This window comes from Polynucleobacter sp. MG-6-Vaara-E2, assembly GCF_018687695.1.
GTDB lineage: Bacteria > Pseudomonadota > Gammaproteobacteria > Burkholderiales > Burkholderiaceae > Polynucleobacter.
This window is the reverse complement of sequence record NZ_CP061303.1, coordinates 1,145,896-1,161,809: the sequence shown is the minus strand read 5'-3', so window position 1 is coordinate 1,161,809 and position 15,914 is coordinate 1,145,896. Positions and strand designations below refer to the sequence as shown.

Here is a 15,914-nt window from a genome sequence, read left to right as displayed (position 1 = left end):
CTGCACAATGGGGAACCACGCTCATAGAGATTTGTCATAAGCTCATCTGAAAAAGTGCATATCAAGGCTTTTTCTGAGCCCAAGGTTTAAGCCTTAAACTATAGCCATGCGTGGCTCATTCCCCCTTCGGTATGCTCTCCTAACCCTCGTTTTAGCGATGTTTACCTACCTTTATGGTTTAGACAGTAGATTTGCGCCTAAAAATGGGGATGAGTACCCTTATATGCATATCGTGCGGATGACTGCTGATGTTGGTAATTGGTTGCCGCTACAGTCCCAAATGGAAGGCATCAAAAATACCAAGCCACCACTCATTTTCTGGCAGGGAATTGTCAGTACTCATTGGGCTAATGAGTGGAGCCTCTTTAATTTACGCTGGCCGAGTGTGCTCTATACCGGCCTAACTGCATTTTTCTTATTTTTGGCTGTTCGTCGCTTTAGCGGAAAAACCCAAACAGGTTTTTTAGCTGCGCTGGTATGGCTGTCATTCTTTGCAACTTATCGATATGGCCGTCCATTCTTGACGGATCCCCCAGAAGTGTTCTGGTTGAGTTTGCCATTCTTAGCGCTTCTATATTGGGGTAAGAGTGCTTTTGAGTCTAAATTGCTTTACCCAGTTTTAGCCGGCCTATGTTTTGGCTTGGCGCTCTTTGCAAAATCATTTGCCTACCTTGTTCCCGCATCTCTAGCTTTAGGTTTGCATTACTGGCACTGGAGAAATTGGAGTATTCCTCAAACGCTTATTCGAGATCTCTATAAATTAGTGCTGGTTGGCACTCTTGCATTAGGTGTATTTGCTTTATGGTTTGCTTTGGACCCACAGCCAGAGGCGATTTGGCGGGAGTTTGTATTGGGCGAGAATGCAGGGAAGTTTGCTGCGCGTAGCTCCAACTATTTCATGGATCTAGTGCGAGGTGGCGATAGTATTTGGATGTTGCTACTCACAACACTGGTAAATGCAGGTTTATTTACCTTTGTGTTGGTCGCTACCTTAATGCAATGCTGGCGTGAGCGTCGCTTCCTATCAGCACAAGAAGTTCTACTTGTATTGTGGGCTACAGCATTCTTGCTTGTATTTAGTTTGCCAAGTCAGCGTTCTGGTCGTTACCTCTTGCCAATAATGCCGGCTTTTGCTGCACTCATTGCTCTGCACTGGGAGCGTTTATCATTATGGGGATTTTGGATTGCACTAGTGTTGCAAGGTATCGTGCTTGCAGCTTTACTTTGGCTCGGTATGAATCTTCAACATTCTCAATTTATGGGTGATACAGGATCGTGGACATATCATCCTGCGCATTGGTTGCTCATGGCCATAGCTTTAGTCACAGTCCTTATAGGCCTCATCAAGAAAAACCAGTGCAAGATACTTGCGCTGATTGGATGCTTTTTTACCTACTGCGCCTTAACAAGCAGCCTTGCCCCATTGGAAGGTCAGCTGGGTCGCTTCACTGCTCAAACGATCTCTCAAGTCCAAGGTAAAGATGTTTGGATTCCGTGCGACTATCGTGCAAAAGACGAGGAATACCGATTATTACTTCCCGGTGCTCAGCTCCATGGTTATCTAGCGAAGGATGCTGCTGATCTAGGAGGGCTTACTAAAACGTATCCCCTTGTAGCTGTACATGCTCCATTAGGAATTGCCCCGGTCATCTGCGATGCTTGCCAGATCGTTGGACAAAGAATGGAGATGAGGGCGCGCCATTCCGATGAAGAGATAAAAGCTATGCTTCATGGAAATATCGGTGAACATCTTTTTGTAACGGAATATTTAATTGCAACACCAGTCTCGAATGCGGAGTTGTTGAATACGAAGGATGTCTGTAGATGAGTCGTGTGATTGCATTATGCTTTTTGCTACTAGCCGCAGTCGTTGGCTTTATTCATATTGATAGTCGTCCTGTATGGGCACCATTTTCTAGTGGTGAAGTTGAATTAACAGAGGCTGAAGATGCGAGTCAAGAAATTGGCTCATCGGCAAAGTTGTTAAACACAGTTGCAAGTAAAGCAAAAGGCTCCATCCAGACTGCTCCTCCAAGCCCCCGTGCTGACTGGTTGCCGGACACTGGCGCTCTTTCAGTTCATGCCGCGTCACTGATCGCCCTAAGAGATGGTGGCGTTCGTGCATTTTGGTTTGCTGGTACTCGAGAGGGCGCTCCTGATGTGGTTATTAATACAGCGGTGTTTGATACAAAATCAAATCATTGGTCCACCCCAGCTGTTGTGATAGACCGTGTAGGTGCGGAAAAAGGCTTATCTCGTTACATAGCGAAGTTAGGCAATCCAGTTCCTGCGCGCATGGCAGATGGCCGTATGCAATTATTTTTCGTTACGGTTTCCATTGGTGGTTGGGCGGGCAGCTCGATCTCTACGATGATTTCCGAGGATGAAGGTTTAAGCTGGAGCAGACCACAACGCTTGATCACTTCACCTCTTATCAATCTCAGCACTCTAGTGAAGTCTCCGGCGGTTCTATTTGCTGATGGTCGTTTAGGCTTGCCTTCATATCATGAGTGGATTGGGCGATTTGGTGAGTTCTTAAGATTGGATGGTGTTCGGGTCATCGATAAGCGCCGCATGAGCTCGGGTCGCAGTGCGATACAGCCCGTGGTCTTTGTGAATTCAGCTCAAGACGCTACTGCCTACTTTCGTCAAACAAGAGGTGCTGGGCTACCAAAACAGATTCCTGTGAGTCAATCTCAAAACGCAGGTCAAACTTGGCAAGCTGCTACAGATCTTAATATTCCGAATCCAAATTCAGCGCTTGCAGGTTTAACTCTACGGAACGGCGCCCATATTTTGGCTCTAAATAATATTGAGGCAGGACGTCATCGTTTGGTATTGATGATGAGCAATTCTCAATCAGGTCAGTGGCATGTTATTGAGACGCTGGAAAATGATGAATCTGCGCCCGATCAAGAGCGAAAAGAATTTTCTTATCCGTATTTAATGAGCGTTAATGGTAAAGATGTGCACTTGGTCTACACCTGGGATCGAAAAAGGATTCGCCATATCTATTTTCCAGATAATTGGCTTGTGCGCGCTAACAGCCAACTACCTATCCAGAGGGATAGTGAAGTAGGGGCTGATATGAAAGGGGCTCAATGATGAATTCATTTTTGCAGACGATTGCTTTGCTTGAGATGGCCATCACAAGTGCCATGATCATCATTTGGGGTTTGCAAAAAATCTCTCAGAAAGAATTTCCATTTGCGGTAAAAGCCGTTTTGCTCTTGGCTCTTGCCAATCTTTTTTTCTGGCCTTTGGGCATGTCACTTGAGTTGCCATTAGCAGCTTATGTTCGTGGCGTTACAGGCGATCTGAGTATCGTGTCAACCCTATTGTTATGGAGCTCTTTGCTGCCTGGTAATAAAAGTGCGCCGATTTCATTTAAGTTCGGTATTGCTTTGATTGCTCTTGGCTTCTACCCCTTTGCGCTAGGGTTGAGCATGATTGATCCATATGGATGGGGTTATGGCTCTATTGCATTCTTTATTGCTGTTTTAATCTTTGCAGTCATTTGTGGAGTTGCCAATTGGTCTAAGGGCGTTTGGATTATTGGCTTTGCCATTATTGCTTGGGGCGTTCATTGGCATGAGTCAATGAATCTTTGGGATTATCTATTGGATCCATTCTTGGCGATTTGGGCGATCTACGGTTTGTGTAGCGCCATCCTACATAAGCGCAAGGAGAAAGCGCGCGCAGGCTATTTGTTCAGACCAGGTTAAGGCATGCGATATATAAAAAATAAAGCCAGCTTCAAGCTGGCTTTATTTATTAAGGAGTAGGTAATTAGTCTGCGTAAGCTCCAGCCTTACGAATCACTGGGCCCCACTTATTGATTTCGGCATCCAGATGGTCTTTTAAGCCATTCGGAGTCCTCTTGGCTGGAGGAACGATCTCAATGTTGGACTCTGCTAAGCGCGCCTTCACTTCAGGATCGTTCAAGGCAACGTTCAAGGCCTTATTGATTTTGTTAACGATGGCTGGCGGTGTGCCTTTAGAAACATACATGCCGTGCCAAACTTTCACATCAAAACCTTTTAAGCCTTGCTCATCAAGAGTAGGAATATTTGGTAATGCTGGCAGGCGTTTAGGTGTGGTAACGCCATAGGCCTTTACTAAACCATCCTTAATATAAGGAACAGTCTGTGTAGTTTGATCGCAAAGTAGATCTACCTGCCCACCAAGTAAATCGGTTAATGCTGGACCAGTTCCCTTGTAAGGGACGGTGGTTAACTCAACACCCTCGCGGGACATGAACAATAAGCCGCACAACTGAGATACCGCACCAGGACCAGCATTTGCCAAAGTAACTTTATCTTTATTGGCCTTGATATAAGCCTCTAACTCTTTAAAGTTATTTGGCGGGAAGTTTTTGCGACCCAGAAGAACCATTGGTACATCAACCACTTGACCGATGTACTCAAAATCCTTCATAGGATCAAAGTTCAATTTTTTATACAGGGCTGGTGCGGTAGCCATACCCATGTGGTGAATGAAGATCATGTAACCATCAGGAGCAGAGCGCGCAACGCGAGTAGCAGCAATAGTGCCACCAGCGCCAACGGTATTTTCAACAATCACCGTCTGACCTAATTCTTTACCCATGGGTACTGCAATGAGTCGCGCAACTGCGTCAGTTGGGCCACCAGCAGCGAAGGGTACAACGAGCGTAACCGGTTTATTTGGGTAGACATCTGCAGCGAATGCATTGCCAGTAAATATTGCCGTGGCAGCGATGGCGCAGAATCCTGTGAAAAGCGATTTACGTAATTTCATAATGAGTCTCAGTAGTAGTTGTTATCAAAATCTGTTGAGTAAAGAGTTACTCGAATTCATTTTGCCAGTTTTTTGATAAAAATGAGCCTCACTGGGGATTAGTGTTTACCAGCAATTGCGACTGTTCTTTGGGCCAGCAGGACAACCGGTCGATCAATCATCTTCCCATCGAGTTTGACTGCGCCCCCTTTTGATGCAAGATCAGCCGCAATCACTCTTTTGGCCCATTCGATTTCATCTTCGGTGGGCATGAATGCATTTTTAACAATAGTCACTTGCTTGGGATGGATGCAAAGCTTTGCCCCAAACCCCATGCGCTTGGAGCGTTTGGCATCATCAGTGATGCGAGGGATATCGTCAGTTGAAGGTGTAACCCCATCAATAGGAGGGGCAATTCGGGCTAAACGGGAGGCCAAAACTATTTGATAACGCGCCGTTTGTAGCTCAGTCTCTTGAGAATCACAAATCATTCCTAGATCTGCTTGGAGATCAAGATTGCCTAGTGCCAAGCGAAGCACCTGATTTGCATTGGCGATTTCGCGCAGACGATCTAAACCAATCGCGGTCTCAATCATTGGAATGATTGCGACCTGGGGGAGACCCAAGGCGGCGCCATTGATTTGATCAAGGGATTCGCTTTTAGGAATCAGCAAGCATTCCACATGTAATTCTTGAGCAAGTAATAAATCCGCAGAGTAAAACTTGCTGCCTGGAGAATTGATTCGAATGACTAAACGTTTCCTTTGCTCTGCGGAGAACTGGGGCCACGCAGTCCGAATGGCATTGCGAGCGGCCTCTTTATCTTCTTCTGCAACAGCATCCTCTAAGTCGAGCACAACACCATCAGCGCCACTATCAAGTGCTTTGACAAAACGCTCAGGACGAGTACCAGGCACAAATAAAAAGTTAGAACTAAAGCCTAGAGGAGTATCAAGTGGATTCATGAGTGTGCTTAGATTAAATTGCTAGACAGTAAGGAGCCTACCTTGGCTTGTTTACGAATATTCCACAAACGGTCTATAGCTTGACTCATTTCTGCTGGGCTAGCGCCGCCGCTAAAAGCAGCCAAACGCATGGCTTTATCGGTAATTTCTGCGCGGGATAGAGTATTGCCTGGATCGCCTTTAGGCTCATCGACGCGACCATCTAATACCTGGCCATTATTAAGATGAACTTTAACTTTACCAATCCAACGTTGTGGATAAGCGCCATCCACCTCAGGATCGAGGGTCATAGTCACGCGATCTCTAAATAAACAAATCGCATCATCATGGAAATGTTCATCGAATTCTTGTAAGCCAGCAAATTGGTAATGAGCAATGAGCGCTAGTACAGTGCCCATGGAGAACTTTGATTGATGGACAGTTATCGGATCAGTAACTGGCCCTAAAACATCAATTGCACCTTGATGTACCAAAGTTTCTACTTTAGCGATATCACTAGGCTTGAGTTTATTCGCAAGCATCACTTGTAATAGGGCGTCAGCAGCAGGATGAGTATGACGGCAAGAAGCGTGATATTTAAAACTGGTTTCTGCCAAAGTCCAACGAGTACCAAGACGATCGACTAGCTTGCTGGGATCTGCATCACTAGACATGCCTGCTGCTAGCCCTTGCTTGCCTTCCAGAATATGTTGCGCCCCAGTGAAGCCTGCTTGGGCGATGTATGCTGACATCAAGCCAGTAGAGGCTGCATGCGCAGTGTGTAGCTGCTTGGAATCAGCGGCATCGCGTAAAAACTCCCAGAGACCTGCTGACTGTGTGCCCGCTGAACCAAAGGCGTGCAACATTTGTGCAGGATTGAGTTTAAGTAAGCGACCTACAGTAGCGGCAGCGGCAATCGTTCCTGCAGTGCCGGTTGTATGAAAGACTTTATAGTGCGAACGCCCTAAAAATTCGCCAACCCGTATACCGACTTCATAGCCCGCTACTGCTGCAACTAACATCTCTTCGCCTGAGGCTCCAATTGCTTGAGCACAGGCTAAGGCGGGAGGAAAAACAACTGTTGCCGGATGAAAGACTGAGCCGTTGTGAACGTCATCTTGTTCTGCAACATGTGAAGCAGCGGCATTAGCCATTGCTGCTAAAAAAGGACTAGAAGTTTTTCGGGAGATGAGGATTTCAGAAGGTCCGGTGTGAGTAGCATCAAAACCTCCCATATTTTGGGCAAACTGGGTAATGGTTTCGACAGGTCGTGAGCCTTTGCCTGCGATTGCAGATCCAAACCAATCGACCAATAAATCTTCTGCACGACTAATGACATCACTTGGAATATCGCTAATCTTGAGATTGGCGGCAAAGCTTGCAAGCTCGCGAGATAAGTGTTCTGTACTCATTAGGATGATGTCTCTAGTCTTTTAATTATCAATTGAATTACGCCAGCACTGCGCTTGCTTGCATCGTGAGCCAGCCTTCGTGGTCTTGCGCCCAGATCGCAATCGTTTTTCCAGATGGATCTTTTTCTAAATCTGGCTTAGCACTAACTTTAAAAATATTGATATCAAAAGTAGGGCGAATAGCCCGGAACTCAAAGCTCTTCAGCTTGCACCCTGGAATGCTCTGTCGCACTAGATCTACTAAAAGTGTAGCAATCAAGGGGCCATGCACAATCAGACCTGGGTAGCCTTCCACCTCAGTCACGTACTTGCGGTCGTAATGAATGCGATGACCATTGAAGGTCAATGCAGAGTAACGAAATAAAAATACATCATCAGGCGTGATAGTTTTGCTCCACTTAGCATCTGTTGGGGCGGGAGTAGGTGCTACAGGTTTGTCATCAGGACCCGGTGCATCGCGATAGACGATGTCGTGCTCCTCAATAATGGCCAAACCTTCTTGATTGGAGATTTCGTGTTTGACCAAAACAAAAATCAAATCACCGGTGCGTCCAGACTTATGGGTTACCGATTCAATTTTAGAAACGCGTTTGATTTCATCGCCAACACTTAAAGGTTCTAACCATTGCACCCGGCTACCAGCCCACATGCGGCGGGGTAGTGGTACAGGCGGTAAAAAGCCACCACGTTTAGGATGGCCATCGGACCCAATTTCAGATTGACGTGCATGTGGCAAAAAATATAGCCAGTGCCAAAGTTCAGGCAAGAAGGTGCCTTTGCTTGGCTCGGGATCGGGTCTATCAAGTGTTGCCGAGAGGGCGCGCACTGGCGCAGCCGTAACAGTGTCAGTGAGTATTTCGGTTTTACCGAGCCACTCTTGGAGATGGGTGATGGTTTGAGGTTCGATTCGCATAACTTCCATTATGCCAATCTTGGGAAAAATCCTAGCCGATCAAAATCGAGGCAAAGTAGCTCAGCAGCCCCGTCAGTGCGGAGCTGGCAATGACGAGCATTACCCCTTTTTGGAATTTAAACAAGGCTAAACCTGCTAATCCGCAAATGAAGATGGATATCCAAGAAATTGACCCACCCAAGCCATGGGGCAAGAAGACGTGATACGCAAAAAATAGACCTAGGTTAACAATCACCCCAACGACTGCCGCAGTTATGGCAGTGAGTGGTGCAGTAAATCCAATTTTGCCGTGGGTCGATTCCACCAGAGGACCGCCAACGAGAATGAAAAAGAAAGATGGCAAGAAGGTGAACCAGGTGGCCACTACTGCGCCCAATACGCCAAACCAAAACGGGCTGCTGTAACCAATCAGGTGTTGAATATGCCCTGCAAGATAACCAACAAATGCCACCACCATGATGAGTGGTCCAGGAGTAGTCTCTCCCAGAGCTAAGCCGTCAATCATTTGATTGGCGCTCAACCAATGGAACTGATCTACTGCCCCTTGGTATACATAAGGCAACACTGCGTATGCGCCGCCAAAAGTAAGGAAGGCGGCTTTAGTAAAGAACCAAGCAATATTTGGATACAGCGTTTTCCAACCAAAGTAGGCAATCAGCATTGCGAGCGGAAGTAACCAGCAGGCAAAGGCAGTAACGCTGTGAAGCACCGTTTTTTGCAAACGAAATTGGGCATGCGCTGGAGTAGGAGTATTGTCATCAATGATGGCGCTGCCATAGCTCTTGAGGTCTTGATTACCATGACCACTTTGCGCAAAATATTCTGGATAACGTTTGCCGCCCCAGTAGCCGATGGCGGCAGTAATGAGAACAATGATCGGAAAAGAGACATTGAGAATAAAGATGGCTAAGAATGATCCAACTGCAATCCACTTGAGTGCAGGATTGTGAATGGTGCGTTTACCTATGCGTACTGCAGCATGTAAGACGATTGCAGTGATTGCAGGTTTGATGCCAAAGAAAATGGCGGCAATCCATGGCACTTGCCCATAGGTGAGATACACCCAAGATAAACCAATGAGGATAAATAAAGAAGGTAGAACAAATAGTGCGCCAGCGAGAATGCCACCCCAACTACGATGCATTAACCAGCCAATGTAAGTTACTAACTGCTGAGCTTCAGGCCCGGGCAGTACCATGCAATAGTTGAGCGCATGTAAAAAGCGCCGTTCAGAAATCCAGCGACGCTTCTCAACCAACTCTTGATGCAATACAGCGATTTGTCCTGCAGGCCCTCCAAAGCTAATAAAACCTAGCTTTGTCCAAAATTTGAGAGCCTCGCGCAGGCTGATTGCTGAGGGTTCGCTCAAGCATCTTCCATTCCGCCAACAACTTGGCTAAAACCGTTATCTACATAGATGATTTCTGCTGTGATGCCATTTGCCAAATCAGAAAGCAAGAATGCAGCAGTATTGCCTACATCATCGATCGTGACGTTGCGACGCAATGGGGCGGTTTGTTCAACCGCTTCCAAAATCTTGCCAAAGCCTTTGATGCCTGAGGCAGCTAGCGTTTTGATCGGGCCTGCAGATATGCCGTTCGCACGAATGCCTTTAGGGCCAACAGAGCCGGCGAGGTAGCGCACTGATGCTTCAAGCGAAGCTTTGGCCAAACCCATGGTGTTGTAGTTTGGAACATTCTTCATTGAGCCTAAGTAGGTCAATGTGAGTAATGAGGACTTATCACGCAACATTGGCAATGCTTCTTTTGCCATGGCTGGGAAGCTATATGCAGAGATATCATGGGCAATCTTGAAGCCTTCGCGTGAGAGCCCCTCTAAAAAGTCGCCTGCAATCGCTTCGCGTGGAGCAAAGCCAATGGCGTGAACAAAACCGTCAAACTGAGGCCAGGATTTTGCAAGGTCCTTAAAGAGGGCAGAAATCTGTTCATCGCTACCAACATCGCAGTCAAAAATGAGTTCGGTATTAAATTCTTTTGCAAAATCAACAATCCGGTCCTTAAAGCGCTCTCCAACATAGGTAAACGCTAGTTCAGCGCCCTCGCGGTGGCAGGCCTTGGCAATGCCATAGGCGATAGAGCGGTTGGAGAGGAGGCCGGTAATGAGGATTTTTTTGCCGGAGAGAAAGCCCATGTTGTGTCCTTTGCTTCAAATATGATTTGCTATCTACAATTGTTGCATATATGTCAAACCAAACCCTTTTTCGCCAAACTGCCTATTTCTTGCTACTAGCCCTGCTATTGGGTGCTAGTAGCAATAATGCACAGGCGGCACAAGGGATTGCCCAATACGGTAAGCCAAAGTACGCCGATGGGTTTACCCATTTTGACTACGTCAATCCCAATGCTCCGCGGGGCGGAACGTTGACCTTGCCAAATCCGGGCCAAAGAACCAGTTTTGATAAGTTCAATCCTTACACATTGCGCGGCGTCACTGCTCCCGGCATTGACCTCATGTTTGAATCCCTCGCCGAGGGAAGTGCGGATGAAGTGTCAAGTATTTACGGATTACTTGCTGACGATATCGAAGTCGCTAAAGATCGTAAGTCAGTCACATTTCACATTCGTCCAGAAGCAAAATTTTCTGATGGCACCCCAGTATTGGCAGCCGATGTAAAACATAGTTTTGATACCTTAATGAGTGGTCTTGCTCATCCCCGCTACAAAACCACCTTTGCTGATGTGAAGCAGGCTATTGTGATTTCTGATCGAGTAGTTCGCTTTGACTTTGCAAATAACAATACAGAGTTACCCATCATGGTTGGAACCTTACCAATCTTTTCGCGAAACTGGGGAAAGCGCCCTGACGGCACCATGATTGCCTTTGACAAGATTGCCTTTGAAACACCTATAGGTAGCGGTCCTTATCTGATTGAGTCCTTCAAAGCTGGTAAATCGATCACATACAGGAGAAATCCACAGTATTGGGCGGATCAACTGAGTAAGCCATTGAATGTGCGAGTTGGTTTTTATAACTTTGATCGGGTGTTGTACAAACTCTATAGTGATGACGCAGTTCGGTTAGAGGCATTTAAAGCGGGCGAGTTTGATGCCTTAGTGGAGTACCGCGCTAAGATTTGGGCCAAAGGATATGTGGGCTCTAAATTTGATAACGGCACTCTCTTGAAGAAAGCCTTTATCAATCACAACGGTGCTGGTATGCAAGGCTTTGCCATGAATGTGCGCAAGCCTACATTGCAAGATCCACGCGTTCGTCAAGCCCTCGGATTGGCTCTCGATTTTGAGTGGCTCAATCGCCAAATCTTTTTTGATCAGTATGGGCGGATCAATAGTTACTTTACGAATAGCGATCTAAGTGCTAACTTCGATGGCCCGCGTAAACCGACTGAAGCAGAATTGAAATTGCTCAGGCCACTAAAAGCCAAATATCCACAATGGGTTCCTGATGCAGTTTTTGGCCCAATGCCTGCACCGCCTTCAACCAAGTTGCCAGGTAGCCTCCGTCAAAATTTACGTCTCGCTCGTGAATTACTAATGCATGCAGGCTGGCAGTATCGTGACGGCGCCTTGCGCAATGAAAAGGGCGAGCCATTTCGGATTGAGATGGTGGAGAACGGCGGATTTTTCTTGAGAGTGCTATCCGCTTACGGTCGTAACTTGGAAAAGTTGGGTATTCAATTGGATATTCGCACTAGTGACTTTGCTTTGTATCAAAAGCGTATGGATGAATATGACTTTGATATGACTACCACCCGTTTTCCAGATTCACAAAATCCTGGCAATGAATTGTGGGATCGTTTTGGTAGTCAGGCTGCAAAAGCAAAAGGGTCAGATAATATTATTGGCATTCAGTCACCAGTGGTTGACGTATTAATCGAAGAGATTACCAAAGCGCAAAATCGCGAAGAATTACGCGCTGCTTGCAGAGCGCTAGATCGGGTGCTGTGGAATAGCTATTACGTCATCCCACAGTGGTACAACCCAACACACCGCGTTGCCTTCCGTAAAGAAATGCGTTATCCAGAGCCACCGCTGTATTACCAGGCCGAGCCTTGGATCATGCAAAACTGGTGGAAAGAAGAGATTAAATAATGCAAGGACAAATGCGCGCCTACATCTTCAAGCGTTTGCTACTCATGATTCCTACTCTGTTAGGTGTTTTGACGCTGACCTTTGCGGTAGTTCAGTTTGTGCCAGGCGGCCCAGTTGAGCAAATGGTTTTAGAGCTTAAGGGCAAAGGTGATGCTGCGGTAGGGGGAACAGAATCTTCTGGTGCAGGCGCAACTTATCGTGGGCGTCAGGGTATTGATGCGCAGCGACTAGAAGAAGTCAAAGCTTTATATGGATTTGATAAGCCACCACTAGAGCGTTATTTCATGATGTTAGGTCGCTTTGCAAGATTTGATTTGGGTGAGAGCTATTACCAACACGAAAGCGTTTGGCGATTAGTGGTTTCAAAATTACCAGTCTCTATCAGCATTGGCCTGTGGACATTCTTTATTACCTATTTAGTATCGATACCACTGGGTATTGCTAAAGCGGTGCGCGATGGCTCTCGTTTTGATGCGGTCACGAGTACTATGATCTTGGTAGGTTATGCCATTCCAGGTTTTGTATTAGGCGTTCTCTTATTGGTAATTTTTGGCGGCGGAAGTTTTCTACAAATCTTCCCCTTGCGAGGATTAACTTCTGATAACTGGAGTGATCTGAGCTTCATTGGTAAGGTAATAGATTACTTGTGGCACTTAGTATTGCCCATTACGGCATCTGTTTTGGGTAGCTTTGCAGTAGTCACGATGCTGACCAAGAACTCTTTCTTGGAAGAGATTCGCAAGCAGTATGTATTGACTGCCAGAGCCAAAGGCCTCGCTGAAAAACAAGTACTTTGGAAGCATGTCTTTCGCAATGCTATGTTGCCACTAGTCACTGGATTTCCAGCAGCCTTTATTGGTGCCTTTTTCACTGGATCGTTGTTGATCGAAACCCTGTTCTCGCTTGACGGACTTGGTTTGCTCTCTTATGAGTCAGTGATGCGCCGTGATTACCCTGTGGTCTTTGGTACTTTGTATCTCTTTACTCTGATTGGTTTATTTACCAAGTTGATTTCTGATCTTTGCTATGTTTATGTAGACCCTCGTATTCAGTTTGGTGCCGGAGGTGGTTCATGAGCCGCTGGCACCGCTTTAGAAATAATCGTAGAGGTTATGCCAGCCTTTGGATCTTTATCGTTCTGTTTGGTTTATCGCTTTGCGCTGAACTGATTGCGAACGATAAGCCACTCATCGTTCGCTATGACGGACATTTTTATTTCCCAATTGTGAAGAATCTTCCCGAGACAGTGTTTGGTGGAGACTTTGCCACGCCAACAGATTTCTTGGACCCCGATATTCGTCACAACATTACAAGTGATGGCAATTGGGCAATCTATCCAATCATTACGTATAGCTATGAGACACTGAACTACTTCTCGCAAGTGCCTAATCCAGCGCCACCATCTTGGCAAAACTGGCTTGGCACTGATGACCGCGGTCGCGATGTCCTCTCGCGCTTGATTTATGGTTTTCGACTATCTATTTTGTTTGGCTTGGCGCTAACACTTGTGGGGGTCACGGTTGGCATCATCACCGGGTCCTTAATGGGGTTCTTTGGGGGTAAGTTTGACTTAATCTCTCAACGTTTAATCGAAATTTGGTCAGCAATGCCAGAGTTATATCTATTGATTATTTTTGCTTCAATCTTTAATCCTAGCGTTTCTCTATTGATTATTTTGTTAGCAGCGTTTGGCTGGATGGGGCTGTCCGATTACGTCCGCGCAGAATTCTTCCGCAACCGTTCTTTGGAGTATGTGCGCGCAGCCAGAGCGCTTGGTCTCACCAATTTGCAAATCATGTGGCGCCATATTCTGCCTAATAGTTTGACCCCAGTAATCACCTTCTTGCCATTTCGAATGAGTGCGGCAATTTTGTCGCTCACCAGTTTAGATTTCTTAGGTTTAGGCGTCCCCCCTGGAACACCTAGCTTAGGTGAGTTGCTTTCGCAAGGTAAAGGTAACTTGGATGCCTGGTGGATTTCACTTTCTACCTTTGTTGTCTTGGTAGCGACCTTGCTACTGCTCACTTTTATGGGTGAGGCACTGCGTGATGCTTACGATTCTCGTAAAGCAGGTCTGATGAGCGGAGGTCGCTCATGAGCTTATTGCGCTACGAAGACTTCTGCATTTCTTTCGGAACAGGTCGCCGTGAAAAATTTGCCGTCAATCATTTAGATTTGGAGATCGGTATTGGCGAACGGGTTGCCCTAGTGGGTGAATCTGGTTCAGGTAAGACGCTTACCGCACTTGCGCCCTTAAGACTTGAGCCTGAGGGTGCGAAAGTTTCTGGAAAGATTTTGTGGAACAAGAAGGATGGTAGTGGGACAGTGGATTTATTGTCTATGCCCATCCAAGATATTCGCGAGATTCGAGGGCGCGAGATTGCCATGGTCTTCCAAGAACCGATGACAGCACTGAATCCACTCTTTACTATCGGCAATCAAATCATTGAGGCAGTGCAGATCTACCAACCCTTACTCTCTAAAACTGATTGTATTGATGCGGCCATTGATCTACTCAAAAAAACCGGTATTCCCGAGCCAGACAGACGTTTTCATTCTTACCCCCATCAGCTGTCTGGCGGTCAAAGACAACGAGCCATGATTGCAATGGCTCTGGCTTGCAAACCGCGTTTATTGATTGCCGATGAACCAACGACTGCTTTAGATGTTAGTTTACGTTTGCAAATTCTTGATTTGCTAAAAGAATTGCAAGAAGAATCTAAAGAGCACGGTGGAATGGGCATCTTGTTGATTACGCACGATCTCAATTTGGTAAGGCATTTTGCACAACGTGTGGCGGTCTTGAACCAGGGCAATCTCATGGAGTCTGGGCCCACAAAGCAAGTCTTTGAGCATCCAACCGATCCTTACACTCGTGCCTTAGTGAATAGCGAGCCAGTACGCGAGCTTGCTCCAGTCATGCCTTTGGCGCCCGTGCTCCTCAAGACAGAGGGTTTGTCTGTCGCCTACCCAAGCTCTGAGTCGACTTCCTGGTTTAAAAAAGCGCCAGCTCATAAAGTATTAAAAAAAGTTTCTTTTAGTCTAAAGCAGGGTCAGACCATTGGTGTGATTGGCGAGTCTGGCTCAGGCAAGACGACATTAGGTATGGCAGTGCTTGGCCTACTTGGCGACTCTGCAGCGCAAGTCAGTGGTGATGTGGATGTTCTTGGTAAGGACTGGCAACAGTTAAAGCCTGTTGAGCGCCGTGCAATGCGTTCAAGTTTGCAAGTAATTTTTCAAGATCCCTTTGGCTCGCTTTCGCCGCGCATGAATGTGATGCAAATTATTTCCGAAGGATTGGATGTGCATTATCCAAAGCTCTCTGCGTCCGAACGTGAATCTCGAGTTGTTGACATGCTCAAAGAGGTAGGCTTGGATCGCTCAGCATTGTCGCGCTATCCACATGAGTTTTCTGGAGGGCAGCGTCAGCGCATTGCTATTGCGCGCGCTTTGATTTTGCGTCCACAGATCTTAGTTTTAGATGAGCCAACCTCCGCATTGGATGTATCGATTCAGAAACAAGTGCTTGCATTGCTCTCAGAATTACAGAAAAAGTACAACTTGGCCTACCTAATGATTAGTCACGATTTGGCAGTCATTCGTGCAATGTCGCATGAGGTCATGGTGCTCAAAGAGGGTAGGGTAGTGGAATTCGGGGATACCGAGACCATGATTAAGCAGCCTAAGCAGGTTTACACCAAAGAATTATTTACAGCAGCTGAGCTAACTTAGTTCTAATCCAAGACCCTATTTTTGGGCTATTTTGGTGCATTAAAGCGATATCAGCATCAAAAAAGTGAAAAAAACGCTTTCTAAA

13 protein-coding genes are annotated in these 15,914 nt (G+C 46.4%); 7 read left to right on the top strand and 6 right to left on the bottom strand.

Going from position 1 to position 15,914, the window contains the following annotated elements; genetic code table 11:
• The first annotated feature begins 106 nt into the window (after positions 1-106).
• From ICV38_RS06045 to ICV38_RS06035, 3 genes are read left to right on the top strand one after another with little or no spacing between them, the layout of a single operon-like run.
• Entirely contained in the window at positions 107-1,828 is a 1,722-nt protein-coding gene (locus ICV38_RS06045; RefSeq protein WP_215378347.1) for a glycosyltransferase family 39 protein, read from the top strand.
• Positions 1,825-3,105: an exo-alpha-sialidase gene (locus ICV38_RS06040; protein WP_215378345.1), complete on the top strand. Its 1,281-nt coding sequence runs from the start codon at positions 1,825-1,827 to the stop codon at positions 3,103-3,105. The genes ICV38_RS06045 and ICV38_RS06040 overlap by 4 nt, the downstream gene beginning before the upstream one ends.
• A complete protein-coding gene (locus ICV38_RS06035) occupies positions 3,102-3,725 on the top strand; it encodes a hypothetical protein (protein ID WP_251368121.1) in 624 nt (207 codons plus the stop codon). The genes ICV38_RS06040 and ICV38_RS06035 overlap by 4 nt, the downstream gene beginning before the upstream one ends.
• A 64-nt stretch (positions 3,726-3,789) precedes the next feature.
• On the opposite strand, the gene ICV38_RS06030 is transcribed toward ICV38_RS06035, so the two are convergent.
• The 6 genes from ICV38_RS06030 to fabI form a co-directional block, all read right to left on the bottom strand.
• Positions 3,790-4,779 (bottom strand): tripartite tricarboxylate transporter substrate binding protein BugD, encoded by a 990-nt coding sequence (locus ICV38_RS06030; RefSeq protein WP_215378344.1) that lies wholly within the window; start codon positions 4,777-4,779, stop codon positions 3,790-3,792.
• A 98-nt stretch (positions 4,780-4,877) separates the two neighbouring features.
• Entirely contained in the window at positions 4,878-5,723 is an 846-nt protein-coding gene (locus ICV38_RS06025; protein ID WP_215378342.1) for a CoA ester lyase, read from the bottom strand.
• Positions 5,724-5,731: 8 nt separating this feature from the next.
• Entirely contained in the window at positions 5,732-7,114 is a 1,383-nt protein-coding gene (locus ICV38_RS06020) for an MmgE/PrpD family protein (RefSeq protein ID WP_215378340.1), read from the bottom strand.
• A 37-nt stretch (positions 7,115-7,151) separates the two neighbouring features.
• On the bottom strand, positions 7,152-8,036 hold the full coding sequence (locus tag ICV38_RS06015) for a MaoC family dehydratase N-terminal domain-containing protein (protein ID WP_215378338.1): 885 nt from the start codon (positions 8,034-8,036) through the stop codon (positions 7,152-7,154).
• Between the two features lie 22 nt (positions 8,037-8,058).
• The gene (gene chrA / locus ICV38_RS06010) at positions 8,059-9,396 is read right to left on the bottom strand and encodes a chromate efflux transporter (RefSeq protein ID WP_215378336.1); all 1,338 of its coding nucleotides are present in this window, start codon (positions 9,394-9,396) and stop codon (positions 8,059-8,061) included.
• Positions 9,393-10,178, bottom strand: coding sequence for an enoyl-ACP reductase FabI (fabI, locus tag ICV38_RS06005; protein ID WP_068948801.1), 786 nt, complete (start codon positions 10,176-10,178; stop codon positions 9,393-9,395). Before fabI ends, chrA begins: the two co-directional genes overlap by 4 nt.
• Before the next feature lie 50 nt (positions 10,179-10,228).
• On the opposite strand from fabI, the gene ICV38_RS06000 reads away from it, so the two are divergent.
• Genes ICV38_RS06000 through ICV38_RS05985 form a run of 4 tightly spaced genes read left to right on the top strand, consistent with a single transcriptional unit; the run spans position 10,229 to position 15,829 of the window.
• Complete coding sequence (locus tag ICV38_RS06000) at positions 10,229-12,097, top strand: extracellular solute-binding protein (protein ID WP_215378335.1); 1,869 nt, start codon at positions 10,229-10,231, stop codon at positions 12,095-12,097.
• 11 nt (positions 12,098-12,108) lie between these two features.
• The gene (locus tag ICV38_RS05995) at positions 12,109-13,173 is read left to right on the top strand and encodes a microcin C ABC transporter permease YejB (protein ID WP_215382814.1); all 1,065 of its coding nucleotides are present in this window, start codon (positions 12,109-12,111) and stop codon (positions 13,171-13,173) included.
• Positions 13,170-14,195, top strand: coding sequence for an ABC transporter permease (locus ICV38_RS05990; RefSeq protein ID WP_215378333.1), 1,026 nt, complete (start codon positions 13,170-13,172; stop codon positions 14,193-14,195). The genes ICV38_RS05995 and ICV38_RS05990 overlap by 4 nt, the downstream gene beginning before the upstream one ends.
• On the top strand, positions 14,192-15,829 hold the full coding sequence (locus ICV38_RS05985; RefSeq protein WP_215378331.1) for an ABC transporter ATP-binding protein: 1,638 nt from the start codon (positions 14,192-14,194) through the stop codon (positions 15,827-15,829). Before ICV38_RS05990 ends, ICV38_RS05985 begins: the two co-directional genes overlap by 4 nt.
• Positions 15,830-15,914 lie beyond the last annotated feature (85 nt).

Excerpts from the sequence above, each read along its gene's own strand:
- ICV38_RS06035 (WP_251368121.1), top strand. The coding sequence starts at position 3,102 with ATGATGAATTCATTTTTGCAGACGATTGCTTTGCTTGAGATGGCCATC.
- ICV38_RS06015 (WP_215378338.1), bottom strand. The coding sequence starts at position 8,036 with ATGGAAGTTATGCGAATCGAACCTCAAACCATCACCCATCTCCAAGAG.
- ICV38_RS06000 (WP_215378335.1), top strand. The coding sequence starts at position 10,229 with ATGTCAAACCAAACCCTTTTTCGCCAAACTGCCTATTTCTTGCTACTA.
- ICV38_RS05995 (WP_215382814.1), top strand. The coding sequence starts at position 12,109 with ATGCGCGCCTACATCTTCAAGCGTTTGCTACTCATGATTCCTACTCTG.
- ICV38_RS05985 (WP_215378331.1), top strand. The coding sequence starts at position 14,192 with ATGAGCTTATTGCGCTACGAAGACTTCTGCATTTCTTTCGGAACAGGT.
- ICV38_RS06025 (WP_215378342.1), bottom strand. The coding sequence starts at position 5,723 with ATGAATCCACTTGATACTCCTCTAGGCTTTAGTTCTAACTTTTTATTT.
- ICV38_RS06040 (WP_215378345.1), top strand. The coding sequence starts at position 1,825 with ATGAGTCGTGTGATTGCATTATGCTTTTTGCTACTAGCCGCAGTCGTT.
- fabI (WP_068948801.1), bottom strand. The coding sequence starts at position 10,178 with ATGGGCTTTCTCTCCGGCAAAAAAATCCTCATTACCGGCCTCCTCTCC.
- ICV38_RS06030 (WP_215378344.1), bottom strand. The coding sequence starts at position 4,779 with ATGAAATTACGTAAATCGCTTTTCACAGGATTCTGCGCCATCGCTGCC.
- ICV38_RS06045 (WP_215378347.1), top strand. The coding sequence starts at position 107 with ATGCGTGGCTCATTCCCCCTTCGGTATGCTCTCCTAACCCTCGTTTTA.
- ICV38_RS05990 (WP_215378333.1), top strand. The coding sequence starts at position 13,170 with ATGAGCCGCTGGCACCGCTTTAGAAATAATCGTAGAGGTTATGCCAGC.
- ICV38_RS06020 (WP_215378340.1), bottom strand. The coding sequence starts at position 7,114 with ATGAGTACAGAACACTTATCTCGCGAGCTTGCAAGCTTTGCCGCCAAT.